This window comes from Cognatundibacterium rivi, from assembly GCF_018139565.1.
Classification (GTDB): Bacteria; Pseudomonadota; Gammaproteobacteria; order Burkholderiales; family Burkholderiaceae_D; genus Undibacterium; species Undibacterium rivi.
On the sequence record NZ_JAGSPK010000002.1, the window covers coordinates 753,500 to 770,178 of the forward strand.

At 50.8% G+C, this 16,679-nt stretch carries 13 protein-coding genes; 7 read left to right on the plus strand and 6 right to left on the minus strand.

The features are described 5' to 3' along the window. Position 1: 1 nt before the first annotated feature. The 4 genes from KDM87_RS07855 to flhB are packed head-to-tail and all read right to left on the minus strand — an operon-like array spanning position 2 to position 5,358. Entirely contained in the window at positions 2 to 847 is an 846-nt protein-coding gene (locus KDM87_RS07855) for a MinD/ParA family ATP-binding protein (RefSeq protein WP_230407628.1), read from the minus strand. Further along, positions 840 to 2,111 (minus strand): flagellar biosynthesis protein FlhF, encoded by a 1,272-nt coding sequence (gene flhF / locus KDM87_RS07860; protein ID WP_212678535.1) that lies wholly within the window; start codon positions 2,109 to 2,111, stop codon positions 840 to 842. The genes KDM87_RS07855 and flhF overlap by 8 nt, the downstream gene beginning before the upstream one ends. Beyond that, on the minus strand, positions 2,108 to 4,210 hold the full coding sequence (flhA, locus tag KDM87_RS07865; RefSeq protein WP_212678536.1) for a flagellar biosynthesis protein FlhA: 2,103 nt from the start codon (positions 4,208 to 4,210) through the stop codon (positions 2,108 to 2,110). Before flhA ends, flhF begins: the two co-directional genes overlap by 4 nt. Beyond that, positions 4,207 to 5,358 carry a flagellar biosynthesis protein FlhB gene (flhB, locus tag KDM87_RS07870; RefSeq protein WP_212678537.1) on the minus strand — a complete coding sequence of 384 codons (1,152 nt, stop codon included), beginning with the start codon at positions 5,356 to 5,358 and terminating at the stop codon, positions 4,207 to 4,209. Before flhB ends, flhA begins: the two co-directional genes overlap by 4 nt. Before the next feature lie 303 nt (positions 5,359 to 5,661). Between flhB and KDM87_RS07875 the strand changes: the two genes are divergently transcribed. From KDM87_RS07875 to KDM87_RS07895, 5 genes are read left to right on the plus strand one after another with little or no spacing between them, the layout of a single operon-like run. Then, positions 5,662 to 6,087 carry a MarR family winged helix-turn-helix transcriptional regulator gene (locus KDM87_RS07875; RefSeq protein WP_230407629.1) on the plus strand — a complete coding sequence of 142 codons (426 nt, stop codon included), beginning with the start codon at positions 5,662 to 5,664 and terminating at the stop codon, positions 6,085 to 6,087. Between the two features lie 15 nt (positions 6,088 to 6,102). After that, positions 6,103 to 8,136, plus strand: a complete 2,034-nt coding sequence (locus tag KDM87_RS07880; protein ID WP_212678539.1) for an FUSC family protein — start codon at positions 6,103 to 6,105, stop codon at positions 8,134 to 8,136. Next, positions 8,133 to 8,342: a DUF1656 domain-containing protein gene (locus tag KDM87_RS07885; RefSeq protein WP_186898301.1), complete on the plus strand. Its 210-nt coding sequence runs from the start codon at positions 8,133 to 8,135 to the stop codon at positions 8,340 to 8,342. Before KDM87_RS07880 ends, KDM87_RS07885 begins: the two co-directional genes overlap by 4 nt. A 3-nt stretch (positions 8,343 to 8,345) precedes the next feature. After that, positions 8,346 to 9,233, plus strand: a complete 888-nt coding sequence (locus KDM87_RS07890) for an efflux RND transporter periplasmic adaptor subunit (protein WP_212678540.1) — start codon at positions 8,346 to 8,348, stop codon at positions 9,231 to 9,233. 13 nt (positions 9,234 to 9,246) lie between these two features. Beyond that, positions 9,247 to 10,692, plus strand: coding sequence for an efflux transporter outer membrane subunit (locus tag KDM87_RS07895; RefSeq protein ID WP_212678541.1), 1,446 nt, complete (start codon positions 9,247 to 9,249; stop codon positions 10,690 to 10,692). 36 nt (positions 10,693 to 10,728) lie between these two features. Here KDM87_RS07895 and KDM87_RS07900 read toward each other — a convergent pair whose 3' ends face one another. Beyond that, the gene (locus KDM87_RS07900; protein ID WP_230407630.1) at positions 10,729 to 11,616 is read right to left on the minus strand and encodes a LysR family transcriptional regulator; all 888 of its coding nucleotides are present in this window, start codon (positions 11,614 to 11,616) and stop codon (positions 10,729 to 10,731) included. 176 nt (positions 11,617 to 11,792) lie between these two features. Here KDM87_RS07900 and KDM87_RS07905 point away from each other — a divergent pair, with 176 nt between their 5' ends. Beyond that, positions 11,793 to 13,217 (plus strand): coniferyl aldehyde dehydrogenase, encoded by a 1,425-nt coding sequence (locus tag KDM87_RS07905; RefSeq protein WP_212678543.1) that lies wholly within the window; start codon positions 11,793 to 11,795, stop codon positions 13,215 to 13,217. Between the two features lie 31 nt (positions 13,218 to 13,248). Beyond that, complete coding sequence (locus KDM87_RS07910) at positions 13,249 to 13,926, plus strand: type 1 glutamine amidotransferase domain-containing protein (RefSeq protein WP_212678544.1); 678 nt, start codon at positions 13,249 to 13,251, stop codon at positions 13,924 to 13,926. Between the two features lie 146 nt (positions 13,927 to 14,072). On the opposite strand, the gene katG is transcribed toward KDM87_RS07910, so the two are convergent. Next, positions 14,073 to 16,304: a catalase/peroxidase HPI gene (katG, locus tag KDM87_RS07915; protein WP_212678545.1), complete on the minus strand. Its 2,232-nt coding sequence runs from the start codon at positions 16,302 to 16,304 to the stop codon at positions 14,073 to 14,075. Between the last annotated feature and the right edge of the window lie 375 nt (positions 16,305 to 16,679).

Consider the following 16,679-nt stretch of genomic DNA (forward strand, 5'->3'; position numbering starts at 1 on the left):
ATTAGATTCCGAGAGCGATGCCCTGTTGTCCGGATACACTGTCCAGACACAATGCAGAGCGCGCACTGACAGCAAGCCGCTCTGCCAGTTGAAAAAAAGCCATGGAAGAGCGCGCTTTTGGAAAAGCATCAATCACTGACCGCCCCTGATGAGCAGCTCTTCTGACGAATTCATCATCCGGCACATAACCAATGAAATTTAAGGGTACCGCAAGATATCGTTGAGACGCCTGAGCCATATTTGTATAAATCAACATTGCTTCTTTCTCAGATACACCGGACACCAAAATGCTAAAAGAGCGTCGTCCCAGACGAGCACTCATACGCTTAATCAGCCCATACGCAGATTTAATTGCTGACGGTTCTGAAGAAACCTGAATCACTACTTCACTATCATCCAGCGATGCCAGTGGAAACGCATCGCACGCATCGATATCACAATCAACCACGACCATATCGGCACGATGTACTGCCAGATCAAATACTCTCGACAATCGTCTCGAATTCTCGGCAGACAAGCTGGATGACAAAGTCCTTTGGCGCGATAACATCGATACTGACAAGCCAGATGCCACCATTTTTACTGCCTCGTGCATTGTACGCTGTTGTTGCGCGACATCCAACAAGGTGCACTCTCTACTCGCATTGAGCCACGCGCCTACACTATCAGAAGACGAACGCGCGTCCATCATCAAGATTTGCTGCCCCTGCCGCGCCACCGAAACACCCAGATTCACCAGCATTTCGCTTTTTTCATTATCTTTCAACGCTGATAGAAAAGTAAATACACGCGGCTTTGGTCCAGCCAGCATGCGACGCAGTCCCTCTGCCTGATCAACATTAGCCAAGAGACACCTCCCGCGCAGCAGCTTGTCCACCAGTCGCAGCAGTTCCCACACCAGCCATCAGCAAAGGTAGCTCTTCATCCAGGTAACGGAACGGCGCCGTTTCACGTTTTAACTTAAAGGCGCGATCAATCAGATACTGCTTGTTTGCCACATGCAAGTCTTCCGGTACACGTTGCCCATTCGCAATGTAATACAGACTTAATTTTTGGCGGATCACGATATCCAGCGCACCACCTATCGTCGCCGCCTCATCAAGTTTAGTCAGAATACATCCAGCGAGGCCTGTCCCCTGATAAGCACGCACCACTTCACTCAGCGTTTCACCAGTCGATGTCGCATTCAGGCACAGCAACCGCTTCACTTCAGTGCCAGAACCAGACAACATCGCAACCTGATCCGTCACCATTTTGTCGCGCTGGCTGACCCCGACAGTATCAATTAAAACGGTATGTTTATTCTTGAGCTCGGACAAAGCAATCCGCAAATCACTTTCGTCTTTGACTGCATGAACCATCACTCCAAGAATTTTCCCATAGATTCGTAACTGTTCATAGCCGCCGATACGATAGCCATCGGTGGTAATCAACGCCAGTTTCGACGGACCATGACGCATCACACAACGCGCTGCCAGTTTTGCAGTTGTCGTCGTTTTGCCAACGCCGGTCGGCCCGACCAGAGCGTACACACCACCCTTTTCTAAAATTTCATTTTCATTATCGATGGTCGTCAGATTGCGGGCCAGAATAGACTTTATCCATTCAATACCTTGCTCACCTGTTTCATTTTCCGGTAACTTTGCAACCATGAATCGCGACAAGCTCGCACTCAGACCTGTTGCCAGCATCTCTTTCAACACCAGTGCCTTCTGCGGCTCGCGTTTTTGCGTATTCGCCCATGACAACTCCGCCAGTTGCGACTCCAGCATATTGCGCATGGAACGGATTTCGTTCATCACATCACTTAACTCACCTGTCACAGAAGCCGGTGCTGCAGCATATTCCTGTGGCTCGACGGTTATGCCACGCGGTGTAAATATCCGTGTTTCATGTTGGAACGATGGCGCCGCTCTGGTGTGATCGGATGCGATCTGGCGTTCATCCCTGGTCGGCGCGATCGACTGTATCGCTTCATCGGCCATCGCCATAATCTCGACCTTACCGTCAACATTCCGGTTGGACAAAATCACCGCATCCGCACCCAATGCTTCCCTTAATAAGCGAAGCGCCTCGCGCGAGGTGTTAGCAGTAAATTTTCTGACGTTCATGATTGCCCTCCAACAAGGCTGGTAACTCTAATGGTTTTTGTTTCAGGTAATTCGGCATGCGACAACACTTTGAGTTGCGGCAATGTACGGCGTAAGAATTTAGACAGCAAAGCACGTAGTGGCGCAGGCACCAGCAAGACTGGCGTCATACCCATTTCCTCCTGATGTTTGGCCGCAGTTTCAGTTTGTGTTGTCAGTGCCTCAGCCAAACCAGGCTCCAGCGCAGCGCCATCGCCACCACCGGCATGGATCGCCTGCATCAGCAAACGTTCAAGGCGACTATCCAAAGTCATGACAGTCAGCTCATTCGTTGCCGGGAAAATTTGCTGAACAATCGCACGGCCAAGCGCGATACGTACTTGCGCGGTCAGTTCATTGGCATCCTGAGTATGCATCGCCTGCTCAGACAAGGTCTCGATAATGGTGCGCATATCACGGATGTGTACGCCTTCCAGCAGCAGGTTTTGCAAGACTTTTTGCAGTACCGATAAAGGAATCAGTTTAGGTACCAGATCTTCAACCATTTTTGGCATTTCTTTTGCCAGATGATCCAACAGCTGCTGCACTTCCTGACGACCTAATAATTCAGCGGCATGGGTCGTGATCAGATGATTCAGGTGGGTGGCGATTACTGTACCGGCATCAACCACGGTGTAACCCATCGCCTGTGCTTGTTCGCGTGCACTGGCATCGATCCAAATCGCAGGTAAGCCAAACGCGGGATCAGTCGTTTCCACACCCGGCAAAGGCCCGGACACCATGCCGGGATTAATCGCCAGATATTGGCCGTTCATCGCTTCACCAGCGCCAACCTCAACGCCTTTCAACGCGATGCGATAAGCAGATGGCTTCAGCTCAAGATTGTCGCGAATGTGCACCGGCGGCGATAGAAACCCCACCTCTTGCGCGAATTTTTTACGTATTCCTTTAATACGACGCAGCAACTCGCCGCCCTGCGTTTTATCGACCAGAGGAATCAGGCGATAGCCAACCTCCAGCCCCAGCGTATCGACAGGCAGAATATCCTGCCAGGTAGCTTCTTCAACTTCAGGTGCCGGTGCATTCTGTGCTTCCGCTTGTGCCGCCGCTTCGGCAGGAGAAATACCCGCTGCCTGTTGCGCCTTCTGACGTGCCAGATAACCGGCACCGGCCAGCAATCCAGCTAACAAGACGAAAGCAATATGCGGCATACCTGGAATAATGCCCATGCCACCGATAATGCCAGCGGTGATAAACATGACCTGTGGTTTGGCAAACAACTGTCCTATCAACTGACCGCTGATATCTTGCTCACTGGCGACACGTGAGACCACCACACCAGCTGCAGTAGAAATAATCAGTGACGGAATCTGCGCAACCAGACCATCACCGATGGCCAGCAAGGTGTAATTCTTCAGCGCAGAACCAAAATCCAGATCATGCTGCACCATACCCACAATCAGACCGCCGACGATATTAATCACCGTCACCATGATCCCGGCAACCGCATCACCGCGCACGTATTTAGATGCACCGTCCATCGCACCGTAGAATTCAGCTTCCTGCGCCACTTCGGTACGGCGACGACGCGCCTCTTGCTCGGCAATCAGACCGGCATTCAGATCGGCATCAATCGCCATTTGCTTACCAGGCATCGCATCCAACGCAAAACGCGCGCCGACTTCAGCGATACGACCCGCACCTTTTGTCACTACGGTAAAGTTAATGATCGTCAGAATCACAAACACCACGATACCGACGGTATAGTTGCCGCCAATCAGAAAGTGACCGAAAGCCTCAATCACCTTACCTGCAGCGTCCGGGCCTGTATGCCCCTCAGTCAACACCACGCGGGTAGACGCGACGTTAAGCGATAAACGCAGCATAGTGCTGACCAGCAGCACCGTTGGGAACACCATGAAGTCCAGCGGCTTCACTGTGTACAAACTCGTCAGCAAAACAATGATCGCAATCGCGATATTGAAACTAAAAAAAACGTCGAGAATAAATGCTGGCAATGGCAACACCATCATAGCCAGCATCAGAATAATCAAGATAGGCGCTGCCAGCGCCCTGCCATTGAGCCCGTTCATCCACAAAGGCAATTTCAGGCTGTTCATACTGCTACTCCTACTTGATTATTCGGGTCCAACTCTGCGGGAACTTCTAATTCGCGTGGTTCTTCCGGTCTGATGCCACCACGTTCGCGGTAACTGCGAAGCTGGAATACATACGCAAGAACTTCAGCGACGGCGGCATATAAGGCTTCCGGAATTTCGTCACCTAACTCGGTGTGCTTATACAGCGCACGTGCCAGCGGTGGCGCTTCAAGCAAAGGAACATTGTGTTCGGCACCAAGCTCACGGATTTTTGCAGCAACTTCATCCGCGCCTTTGGCGACCACTTTCGGTGCGCCTCCACCACCTTCGGTGTATTTCAGCGCTACGGCGAAGTGGGTCGGATTAGTCACAATAACGTCGGCAGTCGGAATTTCGGTCATCATCCGGCGACGCGCCATTTCACGTTGTTGCTGGCGAATCTTCGCTTTAATTTGCGGATTACCATTCGATTCTTTCGATTCCTGCACCACTTCCTGATGCGTCATCTTCAATTTGTTCGCGTAATGCCACATCTGATAAGGCGCATCTATCGCCGCAATCGCAACCAAAGCAGCAACGATAGACATAAAACACACGGCCATCATGTGGCCAACGTGTGCGATCCCCGCATGCAGATTTTCCAGAGGCAAACCAAAGATCGCCTCTTTTTGTCCCATGATGACAACCCAGGCAACGCTACCGACAAGCAGGGTTTTTACAATCGCCTTCAACAATTCAACACCAGCACGAGCAGAAATCATGTTTCCCAAACCGGAAATCGGATTCATGCGTCCGAAATTAGGTTGCAGCGCCTTAGCACTAAATAGCCAGCCACCAATCAACAACGGCGAGCCCAATGCCACCAGCAACAGCACCAATACGACAGGGGAAAATGCCAACAGAACATCCAATAAATTGACGCCGATTTTTCCGATTAACAAATTAAAATCAAAGGCAGCTTCACGCTCCAGAGTCAGACCTGTAATCAGATTTTTATTCAATTGCTGAACCAGAGTGCCACCCATTGCCCAGAGTGCACCACCTGCCGCCAACAAAATAGTGCAGGTTGACAGCTCACGCGAACGCGGAACATCCCCTTCCTCACGCGCCTGTTCAAGGCGCTTCTCTGAGGCCGGTTCTGTTTTTTCGAGATCGCTATCTTCGGCCATTGCCGACTCCTGTCATTTCCACAAAGCAAGTAATGCTTCGATTACGTAAATTTACAGATGAGATTATTGAACGCGCTGCTCAACTTGGATGCGAGGAATAAAGGAGTAAATACCCTTTTATTCACTTTAAAGAACACGAGAAGACGCCTCATTTCAGATGCGATCAATTGAATACCCCTTTAGCAAAGGTCTCTGGCGTAGTTGCAGAACGGTTTCAGGCTTCGGCAAATTTTTAAATATCATGCTAATATTTAGCATACTAAGTAAATTAATCGCAAAATGACTCCTTACGATAAAACCCTGATGTCGTTGACACACACACTGATACAGGTTGGTCGCGCTTATAAAGCTGCCGCAGACCAAATGACAGCTGACTTTCATCTTTCGCATGCAAGCGCCTGGCCTGTACTGATGATTTCCCGCCTGGGTGATGGTGTGCGCCCGGGCAAAGTCGCTCAGGCAGTTGGCATAGAGCCTCCGTCGATGGTGCGACTGATCGATCAGCTAATCGATAGTGGTCTTGTCTTAAAACAGGATGACCCTACAGACCGGCGAGCAAAGGCACTCTTTCTGACGGCAGAAGGAAAACAAGTGGCGGAACGTTTAGAAGAGGCACTTTTACCATTTCGCAGGGAACTGTTCAGCGACATTCCACAGGCCGACGTCGAAGCCTGCCTGCGTGTGCTCAACAAACTCAATGGGCAACTGACCGAGATACCGGCAGAATAAGACTGCAGCATTATCGTGAAACTCCCCTTGCCTTCTCACCTGCTGTTTTCTGCAAAATGCTTTGTTGCGGCCATGCTGGCGTTATATATCGCAATGGCCTCCGGTTTACCCCGACCATTCTGGGCGATGATGACCGCGTATATCGTCGCCAATCCGTTTGCCGGAGCCGTTCGTTCCAAAGCGGTTTACCGGGTTTTTGGTACGATTCTGGGCTCGCTGTTCACCATTTTGATCGTGCCGCAGTTAGCGAACGCGCCTGAACTACTATCCTCTGCGATCGCCTTGTGGGTGGGACTATGTCTGTATATTTCCTTACTAGACCGCACACCCCGCTCCTATGTTTTTATGCTGGCCGGTTATACCGCCGGTCTGATCGGTTTTCCCGCGGTCTCAGATCCGACATCAATCTTCGATACTGGCCTGTCCCGCGTTGAGGAAATCTGTATTGGTATTCTTTCCGCCAGCTTCATCCACTCCGTTGTATTTCCGCAAGCGATAGGTCCCGGCATTTTAAACAGACTGGATGCGGCGATCCGTGATGTGCGGAGCTGGATGTACGACGTGCTGCAACAGACGCCCGACAGCGCATCCGCATTCGGAACTGCGCGACTCTCCCTCGCCGCTGAAATTACCGATCTGCGTGTTATGTCAACGCACCTGCCATTTGACACTTCTAATTTGCGACTGACCTCGGGGCTGGTTCACAGATTAGCCGACAACATCACCAAAATGCTTGCCCTGCTACTGGCAGTAGAAGACCGGCTAAACACATTGCAACACCTGAGTCCGGCGAGCTTAACGCCGCGCTGGCAAAAGCTGCTAAATGACGTCGCGGCCTGGCTGCAAGAGGAAAATAACGAGACGCCTGAACGCTTAACCGCACTCCAAGAGGAACTTGAACACCTGACGCCGAAGTTCAGCGCAGCCTCAAGTTGGAGCGATATTCTGTGCTTGAATCTGATCAGGCGCCTCAGCAAACTGATTGCCATCTATGCAGAAGTGTTGGAGTTAAGAAGGCAGATTACGCTCGCGATGGAAGGAGGCGTCACTACCGCTCAGGAACATGCCCATACATCCGTTTTGCACCGCGATCATGGCATGGCATTCCGTTCTGCTTTTGCTGCGGTCGTCGCCATCTCCGTCTGCAGCGCATTCTGGATACTCACCGCATGGCCTGCCGGTGCCGCCGCGCCCATGATGGCTGGCGTGTTCTGCTCATTTTTTGCAACGCAGGATGATCCGGTTCCGGCGATTAAGATGTTTATCAAATACACCTTGCTGTCGGTGCCTGTTGCGATGTTTTACATCATCAGCATTATTCCGGCGATTCACAGTTTTGAAATGCTGCTGCTTTGCATGGCCCCTTTATTTATCGTCGCTGGCAGCTATATCCCCAATCCTGCAACCGGGGGCAAAGCACTCGCATTTGTTATTGGAGTTGCCGGTGCGTTGTCACTGCAAGACACAGGCACGCTGGAAATCACCAGTTTTCTTAATGGTTTGCTTGCACAGCTTTTCGGATTTGTAACAGCAGGTGTTGTCACCAGCCTGATTCGCACGGTCAGCAATGACTGGATGATTGCCCGGATGATGCAAACCGTCCATCGCGAATTTGTAGAAATGAGCCACTTATCAGCGCCACCATTACGTGACATCGCAATCCGCACTGTCGATCGTATCGGTTTGCTGATGCCGCGATTATCGAAACGTCACCCCAACCCCGATGAACGCAATCACACCATTCATCATTTACGTGAACTGCGTGCAGGAATTCATATTACGCAATTACGTGAGATGAATACGGAATTAAAAATGAACGGCATTTTGTTGTCGCCGCTATTCACCAGTATCGGCAATCACTTTACTAATCCGGACAACGCCACCGCCAGCGCGTTGAATAATCAGATCGATCAAACGCTGCGTATGATCTGTGCTAGCGATAGCAAACCCACTCATCTGGCAGCAATTTCAGCGTTAACCAGCATGCGTCGTGATCTGTTTCCCGATGCCCGTACATACAACCCGTTTGCAAAGGAAAAGATAGCGTGACAGCAGAAATAAGTATTTTCGGGCTGTACGTTCCCGTCCTTTTACTACTCGCCATCGTCGCTTTTCTGTGCACGATGCTGACCGGACGTTTCCTGATGCGCACCGGCTTTTACCGCTTTCTATGGCATCCGGCTCTATTTGAACTGGCCTTGTTTTTCATTTTCTTAGGCAGTTTTTCACTTGTTCTGACAAACTCAGGTTATTGATTTATGCAACTGAATAATTTAAAAAAAACTCTCGCAATTTACTCTCGCGTCGCATTGACCTGCATTTTTGTCGTCATCGCGAGCTTTCTGGCCTGGCGTCTTTGGTCGCACTATGAAATGGATCCCTGGACACGGGACGGACGCATCAAGGCAAACGTGATTCAGGTTGCACCGGATGTTTCTGGCCAAGTCACCAAGGTCCTGGTTCACGACAACCAGCAAGTCAGCATCGGTGATGTGCTGTTCGACGTTGACACGGCACGCTTTGAGCTGGCTTTACGGCAGGCCGAAGCAGCTGAGTTATCTCAGCGGATCGCACTTGAGCAGGCAATCAAAGAAGCACGCCGCAACAACGCGTTACGCGAACTGGTTTCAGATGAAAACAAGGAACAAGGCAGTGCCCATGTCGAACAACTGCGTGCAGCACTGACTCAGGCAACGATTAACCGGGATCTGGCAAAACTGAATCTGAAACGGACTCATGTACTGTCACCCGTGAATGGCCGCATTGCCAATCTTGATTTACGAACTGGCTCCTACGTTACTGCCAGTCACGCGGTTCTGGCACTGATCGATACCGATTCTTACTATGTCGAAGGCTATTTCGAAGAAACGAAACTGCCCCGCATTGCTGCTGGTGATGCCGTCACGATTATTCCTATGGGCGGAACAACCAAGCTGCCCGGGCACGTCGATAGTATTGCCAGCGGGATTGCCGAACGCGATCGTCTTACCTCGCCCAATTTATTAACCAGCATTAATCCGACATTTAACTGGGTTCGGCTCGCACAACGTATTCCAGTCCGTATTACATTCGACAAACTGCCGCGGGGAACCACACTGGTCGCTGGGCAAACCGTGACTGTCGATGTCCGCAACAGCCGCACCTGAGTAGATTTTTAAAATGAAATCCGTCCTTGCTTACACACAGGCGACCTGCTACGCAGCCATTCTTCTGCTGTCCGGCTGCACGACTTCCGGGCCGCAGTATTCACTACCATCGCAGTCCGTGGCACAACGGCCTGCTGCTGCCGCACCTTTTCTGGCCGCGGGCGAAACTGTCTATCGCTCCGCGCCATTGCCAGACAACTGGTGGCAACTTTATGATGAACCGGTACTCAACGCGTTAATACAAGAGGCGCTGAACGCAAATGCAGATCTGAAAGTTGCTGCCGCAAACCTTGCACGAACCCGTGCAGTAGAAAAAGAAACTGCGGATGCGACATCGCCCACTATCGGTCTCAGCGCAGCACCATCTGCCGGGCGAGCTTCCGCAGCGGCAAGAGGTTTGCCAAATGCTCTGCCGGATAGCTGGAGTTACGATAGCACTGTCAGCGTTTCTTACCAGACAGATTTGTTCGGCAAAATTGCCCGCGCAACTGAAGCTGCCAATGCAGATACTCAGGCGGCGCAGGCAGGTTACGATCTGGTCAGAATCAGCGTTGTCGCCGATACAGCCCGGGCCTATACCGAAGCCTGCTCGGCAATACGGCAAATTACCATCGACCAGCAGTCGATCGATTTACAGAAAAAATCCACCGATCTCATTGCAAAACGCATTCAGCTCGGGCGGGGAACCGAAACCGAGCATACGCGTTCACTTGCGCAACTTGCACTGTTGCAATCGGCACTGCCGCAATATCAGTCGCAACAGCGCGTGGCTTATTACAAGCTGGCAGTATTAACCGGAAAAACTCCGCAAGAAATGAATCTGAACCTGCTTCAGTGTCACGACGTACCCAGATTAACGTCACCGCTGCCCGTAGGCGACGGTGCCGCCCTTCTGCGCCGCCGCCCAGATATCCGTCAGGCAGAACGTAATCTGGCGGCAGCAACCGCCCGCATCGGCGTTTCAATCGCTGATCTCTATCCTCACGTTTCGTTTGGCATATCCGCCGGAAGCAGCGGCTTGTTAGATCACTTTGGCGCAGGAAATGCCTTTCACTGGAATCTCGGCCCACTGATCTCATGGAGTTTCCCATCTGCTGGCGCCCGTAGTCGCGTCTCAGCAGCAGAGGCCGGCGCAGAGGGCGCACTGGCTCACTTTGACGCAGTCGTTCTGAATGCACTGAAAGAAGCAGAAAGCGCGCTGATTATCTACGCCAGAGAAAAAGACAGAAATACCGCACTGCAGACCGCCCGCGACGAAAGCGTCAGGGCGGCACAGCAGATTCGTCATTTGTTTGAAAGTGGCCGCACAGATTTTCTGTCTGTACTGGATGCAGATCGCAGCGCCACTTCATCAGAAGCGGCATTAGCGGCATCAGATGCACAACTGACGAACGATCAGATCAGCTTATTTCTGGCACTTGGCGGCGGCAATACTCAGCCAGTTACCACGCATCAGTGAATGCAATGTCGGCACAACTATGCGAGCCTACAGCAATCAGGTTTTCTTTAAATTCCACAGTAAGGACTGACGTGCATGCGCCACCCTCGGCTGCCTTAACACTGACGGTGTCCACACCAGATAGTAATCAAGAAAGGTGGAGCCGACGGGAGCCGGGATTTCTATTAATTGACCATTCTCCAGATACGGCACACACAAATATTCGGGCAGCGCAGTCCAACCGAAATGCTTGCATAAGAGATTACGAAGTGACCGTAAATCCTGACCCGTCATCGCCGGATTGATCTGTCCATGATCAATTTTATTTTTCCCCAGCCAACGATCTATCATCGACAATTCAAGGTTGTACGCAAGTAAAGGCTCAGCCAGTAATGCCTGGCGAAAATCCGGTGCGCGGATAATCCTATCGGCAACCTGAGGCGAAGCGACCGCAAGCACCCGCTCATTTCGGATCAACTCACAATGCAGGCGCTTATCGTTTGCCGGGTAAGCGGAAATCCCCAGATCACAATGCCCCTCCGTCAGCATATGGGTAATCAGGTCACTATCTCCCGTATGCAGCCGGACTTTCATGCCCGCTTCAAGCAAAGGTTGCAAATGTGCTGTCACCACTTCGGCCAGAAAGTCGCCGTGCCCAATAATACGCAGCGCACCGGTAAGTTCAATCGACCTGGCTCTGGCGGAGGATAAGGCCGCTTCTGCATCATCCAGTTTATTGCCAAGATCGGCAGCCAGCTCGTCCGCGGCTGCCGTCGGCACGACACCACGCACCTCCCGCTCAAACAATTTACGACCGATCGCTACTTCCAGTCCGGCGATGTGCTGAGACACCGCTGGCTGGGTCAGATTCAGGCTACGCGCCGCATTCGTAACAGAACGCTGTCTGTACACTTCAATAAAAGTCCGAAGACGCTGTAGAGACATGAGTGAGGTATAAATTTATTTATGGCACCACTAAGATAGTCTAATTAGCCAGCACTGTCACCACCCAGTAAGATGTTTCCCATGCCGACGAGGTGTGCGTAGCACGAATGACGCTCACCTTCATGAGACAAATGCAGCACCCCTGACATCATTTTTTTAAAAGAATATCTGACATCATGCTTAATCCTCAGACGAACCAAGACTTAATGACGATACTCGGCGCGATGAAAAAAGCACATCTCGCGCACGGGCATGTGAACGCAGCGACACGCAAAGACCGTCTGCTGCGTGCCGCAAAATTAATCACGGACAATCACGATCAGTTAGTTAAGGCCATAAGCACCGATTTTGGTAACCGCAGCCACTATCAGTCCTTAGCCGCTGACATACTGACGACAACAAATATGCTGCGCCACTCCGCGGAACAACTGGAAGGCTGGATGCAAGCAGAACCGGTGGCATCCCCTTATCCGGGAATGCAAAGCTGGATTCAATATCAGGCTCTGGGAGTGGTTGGTATCATCAGTCCTTGGAACTTTCCGGTTAATCTGGCGTTTGGCCCACTTGCCGGCGTATTTGCTGCAGGCAATAGCGCACTGATTAAACCTTCCGAACTGACACCACGAACATCAGAAGTCCTGGCGGAACTCATCGCCCGGTATTTCGACCCGATGGAGCTCGGCGTTGTATTAGGAGACGCATCTGTCGGTGCTGCATTCAGTGCACTGCCATTTGATCATCTGGTCTTCACCGGCAGCACCACCGTCGGACGTCATGTGATGAAAGCTGCCGCAGAAAATCTTGTACCCGTCACACTCGAGTTAGGTGGTAAATCCCCCGTGGTCATCGAGGAAAATGCCGATATCAGCTTAGCTGCAGAACGGGTAATGACAGTAAAAACCTTCAATGCCGGGCAGATTTGCCTTGCGCCTGACTATGTCCTGATCAGAAACGATAAAGCCGATGCATTTGTTGCTGCGGCCAAATCCCTGATTGCAAACAGCTATCCGGAAATACAGGCGAATAAAGACTATACATCCATCATTAACGAACGACATTTTCAGCGCCTTATCAGTCTGATCCAGGACGCCAAAGACAAAGGCGCCCGCATCGTGAGTCTGGCGCCAGAAGGTGAACCAGATTACGACATTATCACAGGGAAAATTGCGCCTCATCTGATTCTGAACGCGAATGACAGCATGGCGGTTATGCAGGAAGAAATTTTCGGACCACTCCTGCCGCTGGTTGCGGTTGACTCAGTCACTGATGCCATCCGCTTTATCAATGCACGTCCGCGTCCGCTGGCCGCTTATTACTTCGGCAACGACACGGAAAAACAAAACCACTTCGCAGAGAAAACAACGTCCGGCGCATTGGTGATCAATGATGTAATGACGCATGCCTCAGTAGAGACATTGCCGTTCGGCGGTGTCGGTGCATCAGGTATCGGCGCATATCATGGCATACACGGCTTCCGACAATTCACACACGCCAAAGCAGTGGTGCGGCAGAGTGAAGATGGTGCATCCAACCTGCGTTTAAGAGCGCCTTATGAAGAAAAACTCGGCGCTGCAGCTGCGCTACTGAATGGTAACAAATAACACCCCTCTTTTTACAGAACTGGAAAATAAAATGAAAATCTTAATGGTACTGACATCCCACGATCAACTCGGCGACACTGGCAAAAAAACCGGTTTCTGGCTGGAAGAATTTGCCGCACCGTACTATACGTTTGCCGATGCGGGCGCAGACATCGTTCTGGCATCACCTGCTGGCGGACAACCACCATTAGATCCAAAAAGTGATCTGCCGGAATTTCAGACCGACTTAACCCACCGTTTCAAAAGCGATGCAAAGGCTCAGCTTGCGTTGGCAAATACAGTCGTGCTCTCGTCCGTCAATGAGAAAGACTTTGATGCCGTATTCTATCCGGGTGGACATGGTCCATTGTGGGATCTGGCCGAATCACAGACATCTATTGCATTGATCGAAGCATTTGACCGCGCAGGAAAACCGATCAGCTTTGTTTGCCACGCGCCCGGCGCATTGCGCCACGTTAAAGCCGCTGACGGACAAGCATTGATTCATGGTCGCAGAGTCACCGGTTTTACCAACGGTGAAGAAGATGCTGTTCAACTGACGGATGTCGTTCCCTTTTTGATCGAAGACGAGTTTAAAGCGCTTGGTGCGCGCTATGAAAAAGGACCCGACTGGCAAGTATTTGTGATTGCCGATGGTAATCTGATTACTGGTCAGAATCCGGCAAGCTCTGAAGAAGTCGCAAAAACGGTGTTGGCTCAGTTGCGCTGATATCTGGGCAAAATAAACGACCCCTGCTAAGCCCGTATTTATCGTGGTTCAGATAAATAAAAGCGTACCCACTCTTGCCCAGTTAAAAGGGGAAAAGTGGGTACGCTTCTGCTACTGAAGGACTAGCGTTAGAGAATCAATCTGGATCACACCAAATCAAAGCGATCTGCATTCATTACTTTGTTCCAGGCAGTAATGAAATCATGCACAAATTTTTGCTGCGCATCGCTGCTGGCATACACTTCCGCCAAAGCGCGTAATTGTGAATTCGAACCAAATACCAAATCAACCGTAGTACCCGTCCACTTCACTTCACCGCTCTGACGATCACGACCTTCGAGTACGCCAGCTGTACTGGACGGCTGCCACTTAGTGCGCATGTCGAGCAGATTAACGAAGAAGTCGTTGCTCAAAGTTTCTGGACGTTTGGTGAAAACACCGTGCTGCGTTTTGCCAGTATTCGCGTTCAAAGCGTTCAAAGCCCGCAAGCCGCCGACCAAGACCGTCATTTCTGGTGCGCTTAAATTCAGCAATTGCGCTTTGTCGAGCAGGAGTTCAGCTGCGTGTTTTTCTAGACCGGCACGCACATAATTGCGGAAGCCGTCTGCTGCTGGTTCCAACACCGCAAATGACTCAACATCGGTTTGCGCTTGCGACGCATCCATGCGTCCCGGTACGAAAGGCACTTGCACCTCTTGTCCGGCTTTTTTCGCAGCGGCTTCTATCGCCGCTGCGCCAGCTAACACGATGAGATCAGCCAAAGAAATTTTCTTGCCGCCAGTTTGCGCCGCATTGAATTCTTGTTGGATGGTTTCTAAGGTCGCCAATACTTTATGCAATTCGGCAGGCTGATTCGCTTCCCAGTCGCGCTGCGGTGACAAACGGATGCGTGCACCATTTGCACCACCGCGCTTATCACTGCCACGGAAAGTCGATGCGGATGACCATGCGGTGTTGACCAATTGCGCAATACTCAAACCAGATGCCAACACTTTGGCTTTCAATGCCGCGATGTCTTGTGCATCGACTAAAGCGTGATTTACTGCGGGAATCGGATCCTGCCAAATCAAAGTTTCGCTAGGCACCAAGGGCCCTAAATAACGCGCTACCGGTCCCATATCGCGATGGGTTAATTTGAACCAAGCACGGGCAAAGGCATCGGCAAATTCTGCAGGATTTTGATGGAGGCGACGTGCAATTTTTTCGTAAGCAGGATCAAAACGCAGAGACAAATCGGCAGTGGTCATCATCGGTGGATGTTTCTTCGCTGGATCATGCGCATCGGGAATGAGGTGCTCAGGTTTGCAATCTTTCGCTACCCATTGTTTCGCGCCCGCTGGGCTCTTAGTCAATTCCCATTCGTAACCGAATAGCATGTCGAAATAGCCGTTATCCCAAGTAGTTGGATTTGGTTTCCATGCACCTTCGATACCACTGGTCGTCGTATGCACGCCTTTGCCAGAACCGAACTTGTTGATCCAGCCCAAGCCTTGCTCTTCAATACCCGCTGCTTCTGGTTCTGGTCCTACCAAGCTTGGATCACCCGCGCCGTGCGCTTTACCGAAAGTATGACCGCCCGCAACCAAGGCTACAGTTTCCTCATCATTCATCGCCATGCGGGCAAAGGTTTCGCGTACATCACGGCCAGAGGCGACCGGATCAGGGTTACCATCTGGGCCTTCTGGGTTCACATAGATCAAGCCCATTTGCACAGCGGCCAAAGGATTTTCCAAATCGCGTTTGCCCGCGCTGGAGCCTGCGTAGCGGCTATTCGCTTTATCGCTAGTCGCCAGCCATTCCGTTTCTGAACCCCAGTAGATATCTTCCTCTGGTTGATAGATGTCTTCGCGACCGCCAGCAAAGCCAAAGGTCTTGAAGCCCATCGATTCCAAAGCGACATTGCCCGCTAAGATGAACAAATCGGCCCAAGAAATTTTGCGACCATATTTTTGTTTGATCGGCCATAGCAAACGACGTGCTTTATCCAGATTACCGTTATCTGGCCAGCTATTCAAAGGCGCAAAGCGTTGATTGCCTGTGCCTGCGCCGCCGCGACCATCCGATACACGATAAGTGCCCGCCGCATGCCATGCCATGCGTATCATCAAACCGCCATAGTGCCCCCAATCGGCAGGCCACCAATCTTGTGAATCGGTCATCAAAGCTTTTAAGTCAGCAACAACAGCATGCAGATCGAGCGACTTGAATTCTTTGGCGTAATCAAAATCTTCCCCCATAGGATTCGACTTAGGGGAATGCTGATGCAAGATATTTAATTTCAGTTGATTCGGCCACCACGTGGCGTTATTCGGTGCGCCTGCAGCAACAGTGTGTTTGGCAGCGCCATGGTTGAAAGGGCATTTCGCTTCATTTGACATAGATTTCTCCTCAGAATTCAGACGCGGGTAAGGCAGGATTAGGTAAAAATTCAGCACGAATCAATAGTTAGTGCATCAATTCAGCGATCTGTTATTCAATCACTGCATCATTTGTTTTACATCTGCTACGGAACTCATTCTAGAGACCACAAATCGATTAATCAACTTAATTAAATTTATGAATTCGATTTAATTTAACTAATGAAATTGATAGTTATATAGCATTCGTTGCACGTAAACCTTTAAATTATTCCTCTTAATTAACTTAAATAACATCAGATATCTGCATTCCAGAACTCAGCGCGTCACTCCGCTTTAACTCAGCCACAAAACCTTTTACAGTTTTCAACTTTTAATTTGTTGCCCTGAACCATC